Genomic DNA, 14,298 nt, shown 5'->3' on the forward strand with positions numbered 1-14,298 from the left:
CCGTCCAGGCGCTGCTCAAGTTTGGGGGAGTCGTCCCGCTGAAGTAGGGCCTGTTGCCGGCGTGATTGACACTAAACGGGATTAGTGTCAGCCCCTGAGCGGCTGGGTCAGAGGGTCCGGCGAGGGCAGATCCTCACCATCTGCGGCACGATTACATCCATGCGCTGGCGGCTACGTCCCGGACCTTGCAGCAGGACGAGCTGGCGAACCTGCGAACGTATGGCCGCGAGAGTTCCGAACACCAGCGCGAGCAGCAGCGGGAGCTGGGCCTGTACCACGATCAGGGCGGCGCGCACGAGCTGGCCCAGTTCCACCAGCACGAGCGCAGCTACGAGCAGGATCAGGAGGGCCAGCGACAGCGGCAACACAGCTACGACCGCGAGTGGTGACGCTGGGCGTGATGCGGGCCAGGGATCAGCCGATCGGCTGGCTTCTGATGGTGCGACTGAGCTGCCAGTACCGCAGAAAGGTCTCCACCTGCTGTAGAAACTCGGTGAAGTTGGCCGACTTCACCAGATACGAACTGGCGTGCAGGGTGTAGGCCTCGCTGACGTCTTGCTGGGCGGCCGAAGTGGACAGGATCACCACCGGGATGTGAACCAAGCGTGGATTGTCCTTCAGCGCCCGGAGTACCTCGAAGCCGTTCATGCCCGGCATGTTGAGGTCCAGCAGGATCACGTCCGGATCGAAAGCCGGGTCGTCGAACAGGGCCAGGGCTTCGCGTCCACTCCCCACGCACGTCAGCGTGCAGTCCGGACAGAGCGCCTCAAACGCCTCTTGCGCCAGGAGGCGGTCTTGGGGACTGTCGTCCACCAGCAGGTAACGCGCGGGAAAGGGCATGACCCCGACTATAGGGGGGTTCTCGACACAGCTCACTGCGAAATGCCGCGGCAGCATGAAGGTTGCCCCATGCTTTTGCCAGCCAGTGGCCGGCACGGCGGCCAAAAATGGAGTATGAATGGCCGTCGGTCACCCGAGAAACTGGCGCGGGCCAGAGCGGAGGCGTCTCACTTGCACGCGGTCTTTGTCGCTTCAGTCGCCGACTTGCTCACTGCGCTGGAAATGCGGGCGGCTTGCGAAGTAGAGCGGCCGTGGAAGCCGGAACGCCGGCTGTCAGGCAAAGATGCGGGACAGGGCAAGGCATTGACCCGGCCGTTGAACGGTCGGACGGCGCGAGTGTCAGATTAGGGTCTTAGACCTTGATGCCTTGCCAGAATCGCACCTGTTTTTTGCCGTGTTTATCGCGTTGAGATGCGTCTAACCTAACGTCAGGTTGGGGTATACCCCAACTGGACAGGCCCTACTGCCTGTTGTCGTGAACTCTGGGAGTCGATTCAAAACAGATCACGCGACGGTCCGGGCGACGCGCAGGAACCAGGCTACCACTGCGTCAGACGAGCCCAGCTCTGTCAAGAGTCTCATCGCAAATATTGTCAAATATGCTTGACAATCAGCACGGGGTAGTTTACCTTGAGTCAAGCAAGATTGTCATTTAGCCAAGGTAACCAGATCTCTACAGGCCACCTACCACCACAAGGAGCATCAACATGCGACAACTTTTCCTCCCCCTTGCCATCACTGCCCTGACCACCCAGCTTGCCGCGGCCCAAACCACCGATCTGCCCGCCGATCTTCAGGCGCGCTACGACACCTTGCGGCAGGCCTACCTGACGGGCGACCTCCAGACCCTGCGCTCGCTGTATGCGCCGGACGCCACACTGCTGGACGTGACCAACCAGCCCATTCCGCTGGAGGTTGCCCTGGCCGCCTCAACGGCTGAAGCCTTGAAGGTGAACCGGCTGGATATCCGCTTTCAGGATGTGCAGCTCAGCGACGAGAAGGCCACCATCGTCAACCGTCAGGATATGGACGCCGAGAGTGTCATGAACGGCACGCAGGTGCCGCTGCAAGTCACCGCACTTTCAGAAGACGTGTGGCGCAAGGTCAGCGGCCAGTGGCTGATCACGTCCTCGCGCGTGCTGGAAAGCGAGACGCGGGTGGCCGGGCAGGTGATCCGGCAGGTGGCCCCGCCGCTGCTCACCGACGCGCAGCTCGCTGAGCGCCGCACCGCGCTGATGACGGTGGCGCGGCCCATCCGTTCAGTAGCGGCCAACGCACAGAACAGCGACTTCTCCTGGCTGGAGGGGCTGACGCGCGGCGCGCGTCTGATCGGCGCAGGCGAGGGCAGCCACGGCACCGCTGAACATTTTCAGCTCAAGGACCGGCTGTTCCGCGAACTGGTTCAGAAGTATGGGTTCACGGTGTTTGCCATTGAGGCCGACTTCGACGACGGCTACGCCGTGGACCGCTTCGTGCGCGGCGAGGGGCCGAATGACCCGGACGCCGCCACCCGCGCCTTCGACTTCTGGACCTGGAAAACGCAGGAGGTCCGTGACCTGCTGGTTTGGATGCGCCAGTACAACGCCTCGCGGGGAGACAAGCCGGAGCTGCGCGTGGTGGGCATCGACATGCAAGACCCACGCGGCAGCCTTGATCTGCTGGCACAGCTTGCACCGCCGAATGCACAGGTGCAGGCTGCTCTGAAGACGTTGAGCGACGTGACCGCCCGTGACTGGACCACACTGGGGGAAGCGACACCTGAGCGCCGCGCTGTCCTGAAGACGCAGATCATTGGGTTGCAGACAGCCCTGGCCGCCCTGCCAGCCAGCACGCCTCAGCGCGCCACCTTGCTGCACCTGGCTGAAACCCTGCGACAGGGGGCCACGTTCTATGCGGTTCCTAGCACCGACTCGGCCCGGAGCAACCTGATCCGCGACGCGGCCATGTTCGGCAACACCCGCACGGCGCTGGACACCCTGTTCCCCGGTCAGAAAGCCATGCTGTGGGCGCACAACTTCCACATTTCCAAGGTTCCGGCGCAGGGGCAGCCTTACGTCAACCTGGGCCAGCACCTGGCGCAGACGCTGGGCAGGGGCTACCGCACGGTGGGATTCTCGTTTGGCGGTGGCGAACTGCGCGCCGTCCCCAGCGATCCGACGCAGGGGGCGGGTGGTCCGGTGACCCTGTCGGCCGCGCCCGCACCGCGCGATAGCCTGGACGCCCTGATCGCCGGAGACGCCCCTGCCGCCTACTTGGACGTGGCGCAGGCCAGGCAACACCCGGTGTTGAACACCTGGCTCGCGCAGCCCGTCGGCATCGCGGGCGTGGGGGCGGTGTATGCGCCGGGCCTGCCCACCGGGGCCAATATCGCGCTGCCACAGGCCTTTGACGGCGTGATCTTCGTGAAACAGAGCAGCGCTGCCAGAGCGCTGGAGGAGAAGTGAGCGCCATGAAACAGTCCAACCGGGATCGCCAGTGGGCCAGAATCCGCTGGGTAGAAGTCGCGTACAGCGCCATGCTGCTTGTGGTCATGATCGGCTTGTTTGGCTACGCTTCCTTCCGTCCAGCTTCCGATCTGGTCTTCTGGCTGGTCAGCGGCGTCACACTGCTGGCCGGGCTGGGTCTCCTGGCACGGCAGTATCAAGTGCTTGACGAACTGGGGAAGTTGCGCTTTCTGAAAGGTCTGGCGGTCAGTGGTGTCATCACCGTCTCAGGTTTGGCGTGGACGCTGTGGTGGGCTGCTTATCAGTCTGTGAAGCTGAACGGCGAAACGCAGGATCTCGGATCACCGGCCCTCTCCTTTGACGCCATCTATCTCTCGCTGCTGGCTGGTGTTATTGCGATGGTGGTGACCCAGCTGTACCTGCGTCGCCGGGAGAACAGCGGGGGATGAAAAACCGCATCAAGGTGCTGCGTGCCGAGAACGATCTGACCCAGGCGGAACTGGCCGACAAATTGGACGTGTCGCGCCAGACGGTCAACGCGCTGGAAACCGGGAAATATGATCCCAGCCTTCCACTGGCCTTCAAGCTGGCGCGGCTGTTCAAGGTACAGATTGAGGACATCTTTCTGGATGGCGGTGGCGAATGAAGCACCGTGCCAACGGACGTTCGTCGCACTTTGACTTCCGGTAAATGGGGTTACCAAAAAGGATCGGGGGTGGCGCAGCCAATGGTGTTGCTTCCTCGCCTAAGTAACAGCAAGCACAGGCCTCACTGACTCAGTGAGGCCTGTGCGTAAGGCCTCACTCCCTCACTGTGAGGCCCTCACTCACTGGATGAGCCCTCACAGTGAGGCCGCCATGTGTGATGCTGCCCAGACATGACGGCAGGTGAACGGTTGACGGCGGGACAGGTGGGCGAGCGTCTAGGCGTGAAGGTGGGCATGGTGCGCCGGTACGCGCTGGCCCTGGAGGCGGTGGCGGGGATCAGCCTGGAGGTTGACCCGATTCGGGGCCGGCTGTACCCGGTGGCCGCCGTCGAACTGCTGGAAGTCACACGGGCGCACCTGCTCACGCACCCTGGGCTGAGTGTTGAAGCGGCGATGAAGGCCGTCACTGGGCAGAGTGAAGGCAGTGAGGCCGCCCCGGTGCGAGTGCCTGGGGTGCTGACCAGCCGTGAGGATCTGGCCGAGCTGCTGCGCGAGGCCCTGGCCCCAGCACTCGCGCCGATCATGGCCGAGCTGACCAGCAGCCGTGAGGAGATCGAAGAGCTTCGCCGTGAACTGGCGGCTGCTCGGGAAGAGATCGGGGAGACCCGTGGACAACTGGCCCGCCTCGAAGTCACCACTCATGCGGCACTCCCACCCGTCACCGCAGACTCGCCGCCGACGGGCCTCCGTGGGTTGATTGTTCGATTGCTGGGTTACTAGAACAGTGTCCAGTGGATGCCCTGCGGAGCCGTCTAACGGCGCTCAGATTCTGATTCTGACTGTGGCGTTTCCTCAACTGGCACGGCAAAAAAATAGATTCTGCGGACGCGCCGTGGAATCTGATGCTGCTCTGGCAATTCACTGGCAAAAAGACCAACGAAAACCCGTGAGTGCCCAGGGCCACCGCTCAAGCTGCTGCCCGATGATCAGCAAAGAGGGGGTGGGCGGGGTCCATCTTGCGCTGAGCCAGCGAGAAGGCCTGGTGCAGGCTTGGTTCCACAAGCCCGTGACTTGTCGCTCAGTACACTTTGGTGTACTTTATGGCTGGCCGAGAGGCCGCCTCCATGACCCAGAAAGAACTGATCATCTACCGCACAGAGGAGGGCCGGGAGCCGTTGACCCGCTGGCGTCGGAAGCTGGGCGACCGGGTGACGGTGGCGCGCATTGATCGCCGCCTGGAACGCCTGAGCGCCGGTCAATATGGGGACGCCAAGGCGGTCGGAGACGGCGTGATCGAGCTGCGCCTGTTCTTCGGCCCCGGCTACCGGATCTACTTTGCCGAGGATGGCGAGCGCCTGGTGGTGCTGCTGTGCGGCGGCGACAAGGGCAGTCAGGACCGCGACATCGAGGCCGCCAAGGCGTACTGGCAGGACTACCAGCAGCACCGCCCGGACCCGGAAGCGTCAGATTCACAACCAGACCCACCCCAGGAGGAAGAGCCGTGAGAACCTACCGCAAATTTCAGGACGCGCTGATCGACGAGCTGCGCGCCGATCCCGAACAGGCGTTCGCCTACCTGCAAGTGGCCCTGGAGGAATTTGATCAGGACGGAGACCTTCAGCACCTGATGCTGGCGGTGCGGAATGTGGCCGAGGCGCGCGGTGGGGTGCCGGAGCTGGCGCGGCAGGTGGGCATAGGCAAGACCAGTCTGTACAAAGCGCTCTCCGAGGACGGCAACCCTACGCTCAGCACCATCAGCGCCGTGCTGCATGGACTGGGCTACCGGCTGGCCCTGGCCCCAGCCCAGCCGCGCGCCGCGTCCTGAAGGCTTCTTCTTCCTGCTCATTTCTCCAAAGACAACGGAAAAAGCGGCCCAGAGGCCGCTTTGATTCCTCCAATATAGGGCGGTATTCAGCCCCTGTCAAATGTATGCATTGAAAGCCGGACAAAAGTGTGCATATTCAGGGCATGACGCCCTCAGCGACGGTGGATATCGGTGGTCTGAGCGACTTCGTGCAGCCGTACCGCACCCTCTTCCGAGATCGGCGCCTCTTTGCTGCCTTCCAGGCGGCGCTGAGTGGCATCCTGGCCAGCGGCACCACGCGCCTGGCGCAGATGGCCCGCGTCGCCCCCGGTACGGGGGCGAGACCACAAGCGGAACGTCGACTGAGACGGCTGGTCCATCATGACCACCAACGCAGCGACCTGAACGCCGATACCCTGTTGAACCACATCCAGACGCAGGGTGCCACGCGGGTGGCCGGATCCGATGAAGTGATCGTCGTTCTGGACGGCTCCGATCTGCGCAAGCCGCACAGTCAGACCCTGGAATATCTGGACACGGTGCGGGATCTGAGGGGCCAGCCAGTCGCGGGCTACCGGACCCTGAATGCCATCGGTTTGACGCCTGATGGGCGTCAAACGCTGCTGTACCACACGCTGTACAGCACCCTGGCCCCAGGCTTCACCAGTGAGAATACGGTGGTGCTCCAGGCGCTCGAACAGCTCACGCGCGCCCTGCGATCCGCGGGCGTGCTGCGGATCATCTTTGTGCTGGATCGCGGGTTCGACCGCCTCCGGATCCTGCGCCGTCTGCGGCGGTTGCACGTCGATTTCGTGATCCGCGCCCGCCACCTGGATCGTCAGACGCGCCTGCGTCCGACGGGTGAGGGGGAACCGCTGCACGGTGCACTGCACCGTGCCCCAGTCACTCACGTCTTCGAATTGGCCCGTCCGGTCAAGCAGGGCAAGCGGCTGATCTGGCGCCCCACCCGCACCGAACTGCGTGCCCAGCAGGTCTGGCTGGACGACGGCCGGCTGCCCGTTCGGGCCGTTCAGTTGAGCTTTCCCACACGTCCCAAAGGCGACGAGGAGGGCTGGGTGCTGCTGACCAGCCTGCCGGTGTCGCCCGGCGTGGACGCCGGGCAGGTGGTCCGCCTGTACCTGCGCCGCTGGAGCATCGAAGACGTCTTCGCCTGGACGAAGACGTCCCTGGGCTGGGAGGACGTCCGCCTTCACGACTTCCAGGCCCTGCGCACCCTGGTGGCCATGAGCTGGGTGGTGGCCGCCTACGTCTTTACCCTGGGTGAAACGCTGGACACGCCACACGTCCGACTGCTCGCGCATCTGGGTGGCCACGTCCCCCACAAAAATCGCCCGCCTGGCAAGAAAACCTTGCTCCTGGGCTTGCAGCGGCTGGCCGCTGCATATCTCGCCACTCAGACCGCCCGTCACTGGGACCAGGGCGTCTCTGGAAATGACGTGCTGGAGCGCCTTCTCGGCAGGCATTGAGTTTTGTCCGGTTCCCAATATGCACTGAGTCTAAAAAGCTATCGCTAAGTCCCAGCCCGCCCTACAGCAGCCCAACAGGGCGCCAACAGAACACCAACAGATAGCACCCCGCTCTACGCGGGGTGCTACTGTTGAAAACGAAGCGAGCCAGCAGCGCTACCAACGCTCTGACTCTGCTACCCCACCTCGAAGGATCCACTCGCGATGAACAATCAACGACAGGGCAGCCGTACCCCTATGGTAGGCCAAAACGCCCCCACATTTCCAGACCCCGCCACAGTTAAGCTCCCCCTCACCTCCAAGCAGGCGAAGACCACCAGTTACTTTCTGGAAATGGCCCGCGCTGTGCAGGTTCACCAGACGGACACGCCCCCTCCAGTGCCCGCCGCTGTCGATGCGTTCCTGAAGCAGGAATGCTCGGAGCTGGATAAGATCATGGCCGAGCTGGAAGCCCGCCGAGACGCTGATGCGGCCCGCGCTGAGAAGCTCGAAGCGCAGAAGTGCGAAGCCCAGCGCCGCCGCGAGGAGCGCCGCACCGCGTCCCTGGAAGCCCAGCAGGCCCCCTACAAGCGGCTTCAGGACTTCACCCCCTCTGCCGACATGCCAGCCCCCCTGCGAGCCTGCTACGCGCCAAGACGCCTGAAGGTCAAACCCACCGCGCCCCCCCCTGTTGCTGATCTGATGAACCTGGACGCCCTGCGCCCCCAGCGCGGCAAGGGCGCGGACACCGAAGGGGCCGGCGTGTGGGCGCAGCTGCTGGGCGAGCTGGCCCGCCACGCCCTGACGGTGCGCCCGGACCTGTACCGCCGCGCTGATGGATCTTTGCCCCCTCAAATGGTGCTGCACCTGCCCAACGAGCTGATGGCCGCGCAGGTGGACAAGGACGTCAGCACCCTGCGGCGGTGGACCCCGATCCTCGAAGCGCTGGGGTATATCGATGCCCGCCCGCACTACACCACCATGACCACCCGTGACGGCCAGCGGATTCCGGTGATCGACGGCACGCTGTACGCGATCCGGCTGCAACCGGGCCACAAGGCCAAGCTGACGTACCAGGACTTGAACGCCCAGTACCGCAACCTTGATGAGGACCGGCAGGCAGGCCGCACCGCCTGGAAGGTGGTCCAGCGGGCGGAGCAGTTGGCGGAGTGGGAAGCCGCGAAGGCTGAAAATGCGAACGGCGTCCCAGACGCAGAAAAAAATATGCGCGGGTCAACTGCTCATCCGATGAAGGCCCAGTACCTCAAAGACCAGTTAAAAGCGTGGGCCGTTACCCCCGGCCAGGTTCAAGACCCGTTATTCGCTGACCCGCGCATATTCTCCACCGAGGAGCTCGAAGAAGCCGTCAAGACGGTGCAGGACGTGATTTACCTGCTGCCGACGGTGGCGGAATCCGACGCCAACAAACGGGCGGCGCTGGTGGGCATCCTGGGAACAGCGCTGGCCCACGCCCTGGAGGATGACCACTCGCAACGCTGGTACTGCAAAGCCATCTGGAACGCCTGGAATGCGGAGGTGGAAGGGCGCGGGGGACTCCAGGTGCTGGCGGCGCAATTGGCCCGCCTGGACGTGGATCGGCACGAGTGGGGCAGCCTGAAACGCCCCGCTGCGCTGCTGAATGCCCGACTTCGGGCGGCGTGACCTCCGGCGCAGAGTGCGCGCCGGATGCCCCACCCCCTCAGCCGACCCACAGGAAGATGACCCGCCGCGAGGCAGGCCATGCTGTAAATGTTCCATTTATAATGAAGCATGCGTCTTCATCGAAATGATCTCAAGATTTTTGATTCAGCTGTCGCGCATCATGCAGCTTCTCGTCTACTCCGTGCAAAGTTCAGTGCGTTTGGTCCTGTTGACTCTGATTTACAGAACTCCGAATTCAAGCAAGCCGCTCTAGAACCCTGGAAAGAGAATCTTCATCTCTCTGTGGAAGTGTTGATCGGTTTTGCCGCTGAACTGTATCTCAAAGGATTTATTCAAATCTATGGTGCGCCTCAGAAAAGAATCTATGGCTTGTATGAGCTTTTCACTGCCCTTCCACAGAAGGTTCAGGATAAATTACAAGAGTGCTCCGACGATTTGGAGTTAGGCGAGCCGATCGAGCGGCATCTGAAGAAGGTGGCTGACAGCTTTGCAGGTGTGCGATACATTCATGAAGGCTTCCCAGGAAATGATGTCTTGTCCCCCAAAATCCTCGAGGTCTTTCATAAGCATTTATTGGAATCAGTTGGAGGTAGGTCAGCAGAGCGATTCACGCTGGAAGGCACCGTCGAGGAATAGCTGAGGCTGCGGAGGCCAGAGGTGCCTGCGTCATCAAATATTCCTTCACTGGTAATCTTATTAATATTTTTATTTACTTGGTATTTATATGGTACAAGCAGTAACGATGCTGTCATTTTTCTGCTTTCACTTTTAATTAGCACGAGTATATAGCGTAAAAATAATTAGTCTTAAAGGAATAACTCCGTTATTTATAAATTAAATGAGTTATTAGTACTAAGATAAAGTGTCTATTTTTTAGGGAGAGGGTGCTTGTTTCTTGATCTTGCCGACCCAGCGGATCGACCATTGCGCGGCGGTCACGCGGGCCTTGTGGTGGGCGAGCAGGTAAGCCGCAGCGGTGGCGGTGTCCTGGTCCAGGCCCGCCGCCACCAGATGCGCCGCCAGTTCAGGCACCTGGCCCGCTTCCACCAGTTCGAGCTGACCTCCGCGCTTGATCTCGTAGGTACACCGGGGCAGTTTAGGACCGCGAGCTGTCATGGGCGCATGCTACGAAATAGGGCAAAGGCCAAGGCAGAGAGGACGTTTCGAGCCGGCGGGCCGTTCGACTGGGTGCTGTCCGAATCCACCCAAAAGCTGGGTCTAGGTCAAAGATGAAGATTTGTACTCTTTGTTAGAAATATAAAAGATAGATACGTCTCCTTCTCCTGTGTATGCTTTGAACCCATGCTCAAGGAAGTATATAAAGGCCGTGAGATCGTTATAGATTTCTCTCCCCTCCCTAACCGTCCTCTCGGCAGGCATGCCGCTGCCCGGAAAAACTGGACCGTCAAGATAGACGGTGAAAGTATTCTTGATAGAATCTCTTATATAGGGATTCGAGACGAAAATTTGATTATGTCTGCTGCAAAAAAGTATGTGGATAAGCTATATTGAGCCGATAACCTCTGTGGAATAGTATTTCTCTGGCAGATCATTTATTCATTTCGGGTCTATTTTTAAATTTGAAATTGAAAACATTCAGTTGAGCCAATATCAATAAAATTTATTGTTTGAGACGTTTTCTTTGTAAGACACTCTAAACGTGAGTTAATGGAGTTTTGGCTTTACTTCGCGCACACCTTTGGAACTCAATTGTCGCTAAGAATCAAAAGTATGAAAGCGAGTGATGTCCTGCTGTGCCTCTCTCGCGATGAGCAACGCCAAAACGGCATCTATGATCGACTGATTCAATGTGGACACCAGCCCCGCATATCGTCCTTACGACACATCCTGGAAAGACTCACCGAGGCTGGGTTGGTGGTGACCAGAACGACTGAACTGGGCGGGTGCTTCTACCGGTTGGCTGACGTTGAAACGGTGGAAGCGGCACTTGAGGCCACGGAGTTACAGGATTGACCCTTGAGCGTTGCAACGCGCTGAAGCTCAAGCAGAGATAGGCTCTGGCGGCTGAGCTTTCCTCGTCTCTCTTTTTCAGGCAGAACTTTAAAGAGTCTGCAGTTTGAGATGTTTAGTGTGCAATCCGGGTTGCACTCCCTCACCACTTCTAACGGCAAAGTATGCCGAAGGCTGGATAACATGAAGGCGAATGATGTGCTGCTCTGCCTCTCTCTCGAAGAGCAGCGACAGAGTGATATTCGTGACCGACTGACCAAACGTGGCCATGTGCCCAGCATGGCCTATTTACGAAAAACATTGAGAAAATTCGCGGCAGATGGGTTGGTGGTGATGAGAAAGGCCGAGAACGGTGGATGCTTTTATCGATTGGCCGAGGGCGAAGCGGTGGAGGCGGCGTTGGACAGTGCATGGGACACTCAGCGCTCTGCAATCAGCTCCGGCGGCAGGACGTAAACGAGATCCGCCCCACCAGTCCAAGGGGCTGAGGCGCTTCAAACTGCATCCCTGCGTTGTGTTCTTGATTCATAGCGTTGCAGCCGCTGTCGATGGGTGTACAGGAGGAGTCACCATGACCGACGAACAGTACCAACAGGCTGAGGTGATCCGCCATCTGCCCTGCACAGCCGATGAGCGCCGTCAGGTGCTCGATCAAATGGCCCAGCGCCGCGCTGTGCTGCTGGCTCAACTCGTAGAAATCAACAAGGAGTTGCACGACATGGAAGCCATTGAGATGGGCCACCGCGCCGCACTGAATCCTTGATGTCCAGTCCTCAAACCTACTGCGAAGCTGCACATCCTCACTGGCAGGCCAGGACCGGGAAAACTCCTCCGGTCCTGGCCTGCTGCTTCCGGTGTGCTTGAAAGAAAATAGGGCGCTCTTTGGGTCTGGTACTCTCCCTCCATGTTGACCTTCTCGGAACACGTCAGGAACAAGTCGCCAGAGACACAGCGCCGTCTTTACACGCTGTTTCAACGGGCGGTCAAACAGGGTGAAATCCCGGCCCTGAAACTCTTGACGCGCTTCGAGATTCAAGGCTTCAAGGGACAGCCCCGGCAGGTCCAGAACTACGCCTACACGGATGGCACCGCTCAGCAGGTTTCGGCGTGGATCGAACGGCAAGAGCAGACCCAAAAGCAGAACGGTTTCACGGTGGAGCAGGCGCAGGAGCTGACCGACGCTGAGTTGAATGCGGCGATCCAGCAACAGACAAAGGGCAGCCGGAAGCGCAAGCCCAAGGCCACAAAGACCACGAAGAAGCCCGCTTCCACCAACGAAGAAAAAACACCTGAACCCATTCACTGATTCCGTCTGAGAGCTGGGGCCACGCGCCCCAGTTTTTTAGGGTCTCCAGCAGGGCCAGGAAGCAGAAGCAGGAGCAGAAAAAGGAGACCCTCCCCAAACTCGATTGCGCCGCGCTGGGAGGAGGAAAACGGGACTGGAGTGGCTATTTGGGGAGGGTAAGCAAGATAAGCGTGCGGGTAAACTAGCTAGAGATCGAGGTTTTTTGCTGTGTGGCACGTTGTTCTTACACGGGTAAAATTTGAGCTTCACCACCCGCGCACTTTTGGGCGAAAAATTACGCTGAGAAACGACGAAGCAGCAGCTCGAATACCAGGGCATGAGCGTCAGCAGGAGGAGGCGTTGGGCGGCGATTTCCTGCGGATGCTGGGGTGTTCCGCAAGATTAGCACTAGCGTGCATCTTGCCTCTAGAACGCAGTTCTAGAGGGGAAAAAACCAGAGTACGCCTTCAATAAATTCCTGGACAGTCAAAATGGTACGTTGACGTTATGACCAAAGCCGTTGGGAGACCGCCCCACAAGCCTAGAAACGTGACGGTCAGTCTCGCCGCCCATCACGCCGCCGAATTGGAGCGGTTGGCCGGCGCACACGGAGTCAAGCTATCCACCTTCTGCGCTCACCTGCTGGAGCGTTACAGCATGGAAGACCGCGACATGCTGACCTCCGAACTGCTCAAAGCGGCCGTGGTGGAAACGGTGCACCGCGAGATGGCTGAGCATCACCACCGGGTGCGTTCACTGTTTGCCCGCACGGCGCTGGAGAGCATCGCCACCCGGCAGTTGGCCCGCGTGACCTTGCAAGCCCTCCTCAAAAGCGACAGGGCCGATACCTACAACGAGGAGGCGTGGGAGTACGCCGTTCACGTTCTCAAGAACCCTACCCCGGCGATCAAGGCGGCCATTGGGCAACTATCCGAAAGTATCAGCAACGATGACCCCACGTTGCTGATGAGAGTCCGGGAGTCCACCGCACAGATGACCGCAGGACTGGGGGAAGTGCGGACGCTGGCCGAGGAGGTCCGGCGGTTGACCGAACAACAAGCCCTGGTCATGGAGATGATGAGCAGAATGGGGGAGACCCTGACCTACATGGGCCAGCGGATCAACGACACCCAGCGCGTCACCATCACGGCCATTGAGAAGTTGGAGCAGGCCGAGGAAACCGCGAAGGCCAAGAAAGGACTGTTCAGGTAATGGCCCGCCTTGCGTCCAATCAGCGGGTGGTCACGTCGATGAAGGACCGCAGCGGCAACGCCTACACCAAGACCAGCGCTGGAGGCAAAGCCCGCGCTGGGAGCGCCGTGAAGTACATGGACGAGGACAAGAAGACCCGGCTCTACCGGCTGGAAGAGGGCTACGGGGCCACCGAGACTGACCGGCATGAAGCCCTGGAACGGATCAGGGAGACCGAGACCCGCTATCAGCAACATCTGGCCTTCACCACCAAGTTGCCCGGCGATCTGCCGATGCTGCCCAGGCACGAGCGGTCCACCGTGGAGATGCTGGCCCAGGCGATTCAGGCGCGGCGGCCTGACGCGGAAATCTACGCCCTGGCCGTTCACCAGCAGGAGCAGGGAAACATCCATGTCCACGTTGTTTTTGGGACTGCTACCACCCTGCGGCGGGATGATCTGGCCCACCTGCGAGAACTGGCGTTCCAGATGGAGCAACGCCTGAAGCGGGAGCTGGAGCTGAGCCCCCTACGGCTGGACCGTGGGAAGGAGATCGAGTTGCGGGGCGAAATCAGCAGGGAGGGGGTGGCCGTCAAACAGGTCGACGCCGACGATTCGGGCAGCGGCACGGGAAAAACAGGCGGCAAGGCCCCCACACTGGACCTGAACGACCTTAAGGGGGGAGCGCCGAAGCCCCAGACGCAACTCCAGACCCCGGAACCGGAAGCACCCCAGAAGCAGCGCCAGCGGCAGTATGGGATCGAGTTGGGCTGAGGCGGCCAGCGGCATTCTTCAGTGCCTGACCCCTGAGCCGGACAGCGCCGACGACAGCATCGAGAAGGGGAGTCTGATCTTATGGCGCACCGTCCAGGCGCTGCTCAAGTTTGGGGGAGTCGTCCCGCTGAAGTAGGGCCTGTTGCCGGCGTGATTGACACTAAACGGGATTAGTGTCAGCCCCTGAGCGGCTGGGTCAGAGGGTCCGGCGAGGGC

18 protein-coding genes are annotated in these 14,298 nt (G+C 60.6%); 16 read left to right on the forward strand and 2 right to left on the reverse strand.

Annotated elements, in window-relative coordinates; translation table 11 throughout:
- Nucleotides 1-185: 185 nt before the first annotated feature.
- A complete protein-coding gene (locus tag FHR04_RS20135; RefSeq protein WP_139404966.1) occupies nt 186-389 on the forward strand; it encodes a hypothetical protein in 204 nt (67 codons plus the stop codon).
- Between the two features lie 25 nt (nt 390-414).
- Here FHR04_RS20135 and FHR04_RS20140 read toward each other — a convergent pair whose 3' ends face one another.
- On the reverse strand, nt 415-840 hold the full coding sequence (locus FHR04_RS20140; RefSeq protein WP_139404967.1) for a response regulator: 426 nt from the start codon (nt 838-840) through the stop codon (nt 415-417).
- Nucleotides 841-1,547: 707 nt separating this feature from the next.
- On the opposite strand from FHR04_RS20140, the gene FHR04_RS20145 reads away from it, so the two are divergent.
- From FHR04_RS20145 to FHR04_RS20185, 9 genes are all read left to right on the forward strand, one after another.
- Nucleotides 1,548-3,284, forward strand: a complete 1,737-nt coding sequence (locus FHR04_RS20145) for an erythromycin esterase family protein (RefSeq protein ID WP_139404968.1) — start codon at nt 1,548-1,550, stop codon at nt 3,282-3,284.
- Between the two features lie 5 nt (nt 3,285-3,289).
- Nucleotides 3,290-3,733, forward strand: a complete 444-nt coding sequence (locus FHR04_RS20150) for a hypothetical protein (protein WP_139404969.1) — start codon at nt 3,290-3,292, stop codon at nt 3,731-3,733.
- Nucleotides 3,730-3,930: a helix-turn-helix transcriptional regulator gene (locus FHR04_RS20155; protein WP_139404970.1), complete on the forward strand. Its 201-nt coding sequence runs from the start codon at nt 3,730-3,732 to the stop codon at nt 3,928-3,930. The genes FHR04_RS20150 and FHR04_RS20155 overlap by 4 nt, the downstream gene beginning before the upstream one ends.
- A 231-nt stretch (nt 3,931-4,161) precedes the next feature.
- Nucleotides 4,162-4,710, forward strand: a complete 549-nt coding sequence (locus tag FHR04_RS20160; protein WP_139404971.1) for a hypothetical protein — start codon at nt 4,162-4,164, stop codon at nt 4,708-4,710.
- A gap of 344 nt (nt 4,711-5,054) precedes the next feature.
- Entirely contained in the window at nt 5,055-5,435 is a 381-nt protein-coding gene (locus FHR04_RS20165; RefSeq protein ID WP_139404972.1) for a type II toxin-antitoxin system RelE/ParE family toxin, read from the forward strand.
- On the forward strand, nt 5,432-5,755 hold the full coding sequence (locus tag FHR04_RS20170; protein ID WP_139404973.1) for an addiction module antidote protein: 324 nt from the start codon (nt 5,432-5,434) through the stop codon (nt 5,753-5,755). Before FHR04_RS20165 ends, FHR04_RS20170 begins: the two co-directional genes overlap by 4 nt.
- Before the next feature lie 143 nt (nt 5,756-5,898).
- The gene (locus tag FHR04_RS20175) at nt 5,899-7,221 is read left to right on the forward strand and encodes a transposase (protein ID WP_139404974.1); all 1,323 of its coding nucleotides are present in this window, start codon (nt 5,899-5,901) and stop codon (nt 7,219-7,221) included.
- 333 nt (nt 7,222-7,554) lie between these two features.
- Nucleotides 7,555-8,862: a hypothetical protein gene (locus FHR04_RS20180; RefSeq protein ID WP_139404975.1), complete on the forward strand. Its 1,308-nt coding sequence runs from the start codon at nt 7,555-7,557 to the stop codon at nt 8,860-8,862.
- Nucleotides 8,863-8,970: 108 nt separating this feature from the next.
- A complete protein-coding gene (locus tag FHR04_RS20185; protein WP_139404976.1) occupies nt 8,971-9,498 on the forward strand; it encodes a hypothetical protein in 528 nt (175 codons plus the stop codon).
- A gap of 237 nt (nt 9,499-9,735) precedes the next feature.
- Here the strand turns inward: FHR04_RS20185 and FHR04_RS20190 are convergent, their stop codons facing one another.
- Nucleotides 9,736-9,978 (reverse strand): hypothetical protein, encoded by a 243-nt coding sequence (locus FHR04_RS20190; RefSeq protein WP_139404977.1) that lies wholly within the window; start codon nt 9,976-9,978, stop codon nt 9,736-9,738.
- Nucleotides 9,979-10,164: 186 nt separating this feature from the next.
- Between FHR04_RS20190 and FHR04_RS20195 the strand changes: the two genes are divergently transcribed.
- The 6 genes from FHR04_RS20195 to FHR04_RS20220 all read left to right on the forward strand — a co-directional run bounded on the left by FHR04_RS20195 (nt 10,165) and on the right by FHR04_RS20220 (nt 14,082).
- On the forward strand, nt 10,165-10,374 hold the full coding sequence (locus FHR04_RS20195) for a hypothetical protein (RefSeq protein ID WP_139404978.1): 210 nt from the start codon (nt 10,165-10,167) through the stop codon (nt 10,372-10,374).
- Between the two features lie 642 nt (nt 10,375-11,016).
- On the forward strand, nt 11,017-11,289 hold the full coding sequence (locus FHR04_RS20200) for a hypothetical protein (protein ID WP_139404979.1): 273 nt from the start codon (nt 11,017-11,019) through the stop codon (nt 11,287-11,289).
- A gap of 115 nt (nt 11,290-11,404) precedes the next feature.
- Complete coding sequence (locus FHR04_RS20205) at nt 11,405-11,596, forward strand: hypothetical protein (protein ID WP_139404980.1); 192 nt, start codon at nt 11,405-11,407, stop codon at nt 11,594-11,596.
- A gap of 141 nt (nt 11,597-11,737) precedes the next feature.
- Nucleotides 11,738-12,139 (forward strand): hypothetical protein, encoded by a 402-nt coding sequence (locus tag FHR04_RS20210; RefSeq protein WP_139404981.1) that lies wholly within the window; start codon nt 11,738-11,740, stop codon nt 12,137-12,139.
- Nucleotides 12,140-12,625: 486 nt separating this feature from the next.
- Entirely contained in the window at nt 12,626-13,330 is a 705-nt protein-coding gene (locus tag FHR04_RS20215; protein ID WP_139404982.1) for a hypothetical protein, read from the forward strand.
- On the forward strand, nt 13,330-14,082 hold the full coding sequence (locus FHR04_RS20220) for a hypothetical protein (RefSeq protein WP_139404983.1): 753 nt from the start codon (nt 13,330-13,332) through the stop codon (nt 14,080-14,082). The genes FHR04_RS20215 and FHR04_RS20220 overlap by 1 nt, the downstream gene beginning before the upstream one ends.
- Nucleotides 14,083-14,298: the final 216 nt, after the last annotated feature.

The organism is Deinococcus radiopugnans ATCC 19172, from assembly GCF_006335125.1.
Lineage (GTDB): Bacteria > Deinococcota > Deinococci > Deinococcales > Deinococcaceae > Deinococcus > Deinococcus radiopugnans.

What these genes read in the sequence shown, in the direction of transcription:
- FHR04_RS20165 (WP_139404972.1), top strand. Translation starts at nt 5,055, where the DNA reads ATGACCCAGAAAGAACTGATCATCTACCGCACAGAGGAGGGCCGGGAG.
- FHR04_RS20145 (WP_139404968.1), top strand. Translation starts at nt 1,548, where the DNA reads ATGCGACAACTTTTCCTCCCCCTTGCCATCACTGCCCTGACCACCCAG.
- FHR04_RS20140 (WP_139404967.1), bottom strand. Translation starts at nt 840, where the DNA reads ATGCCCTTTCCCGCGCGTTACCTGCTGGTGGACGACAGTCCCCAAGAC.
- FHR04_RS20190 (WP_139404977.1), bottom strand. Translation starts at nt 9,978, where the DNA reads ATGACAGCTCGCGGTCCTAAACTGCCCCGGTGTACCTACGAGATCAAG.
- FHR04_RS20215 (WP_139404982.1), top strand. Translation starts at nt 12,626, where the DNA reads ATGACCAAAGCCGTTGGGAGACCGCCCCACAAGCCTAGAAACGTGACG.
- FHR04_RS20200 (WP_139404979.1), top strand. Translation starts at nt 11,017, where the DNA reads ATGAAGGCGAATGATGTGCTGCTCTGCCTCTCTCTCGAAGAGCAGCGA.
- FHR04_RS20160 (WP_139404971.1), top strand. Translation starts at nt 4,162, where the DNA reads ATGACGGCAGGTGAACGGTTGACGGCGGGACAGGTGGGCGAGCGTCTA.
- FHR04_RS20205 (WP_139404980.1), top strand. Translation starts at nt 11,405, where the DNA reads ATGACCGACGAACAGTACCAACAGGCTGAGGTGATCCGCCATCTGCCC.
- FHR04_RS20210 (WP_139404981.1), top strand. Translation starts at nt 11,738, where the DNA reads ATGTTGACCTTCTCGGAACACGTCAGGAACAAGTCGCCAGAGACACAG.
- FHR04_RS20155 (WP_139404970.1), top strand. Translation starts at nt 3,730, where the DNA reads ATGAAAAACCGCATCAAGGTGCTGCGTGCCGAGAACGATCTGACCCAG.
- FHR04_RS20195 (WP_139404978.1), top strand. Translation starts at nt 10,165, where the DNA reads ATGCTCAAGGAAGTATATAAAGGCCGTGAGATCGTTATAGATTTCTCT.
- FHR04_RS20150 (WP_139404969.1), top strand. Translation starts at nt 3,290, where the DNA reads ATGAAACAGTCCAACCGGGATCGCCAGTGGGCCAGAATCCGCTGGGTA.
- FHR04_RS20180 (WP_139404975.1), top strand. Translation starts at nt 7,555, where the DNA reads ATGGCCCGCGCTGTGCAGGTTCACCAGACGGACACGCCCCCTCCAGTG.
- FHR04_RS20175 (WP_139404974.1), top strand. Translation starts at nt 5,899, where the DNA reads ATGACGCCCTCAGCGACGGTGGATATCGGTGGTCTGAGCGACTTCGTG.
- FHR04_RS20185 (WP_139404976.1), top strand. Translation starts at nt 8,971, where the DNA reads ATGCGTCTTCATCGAAATGATCTCAAGATTTTTGATTCAGCTGTCGCG.
- FHR04_RS20220 (WP_139404983.1), top strand. Translation starts at nt 13,330, where the DNA reads ATGGCCCGCCTTGCGTCCAATCAGCGGGTGGTCACGTCGATGAAGGAC.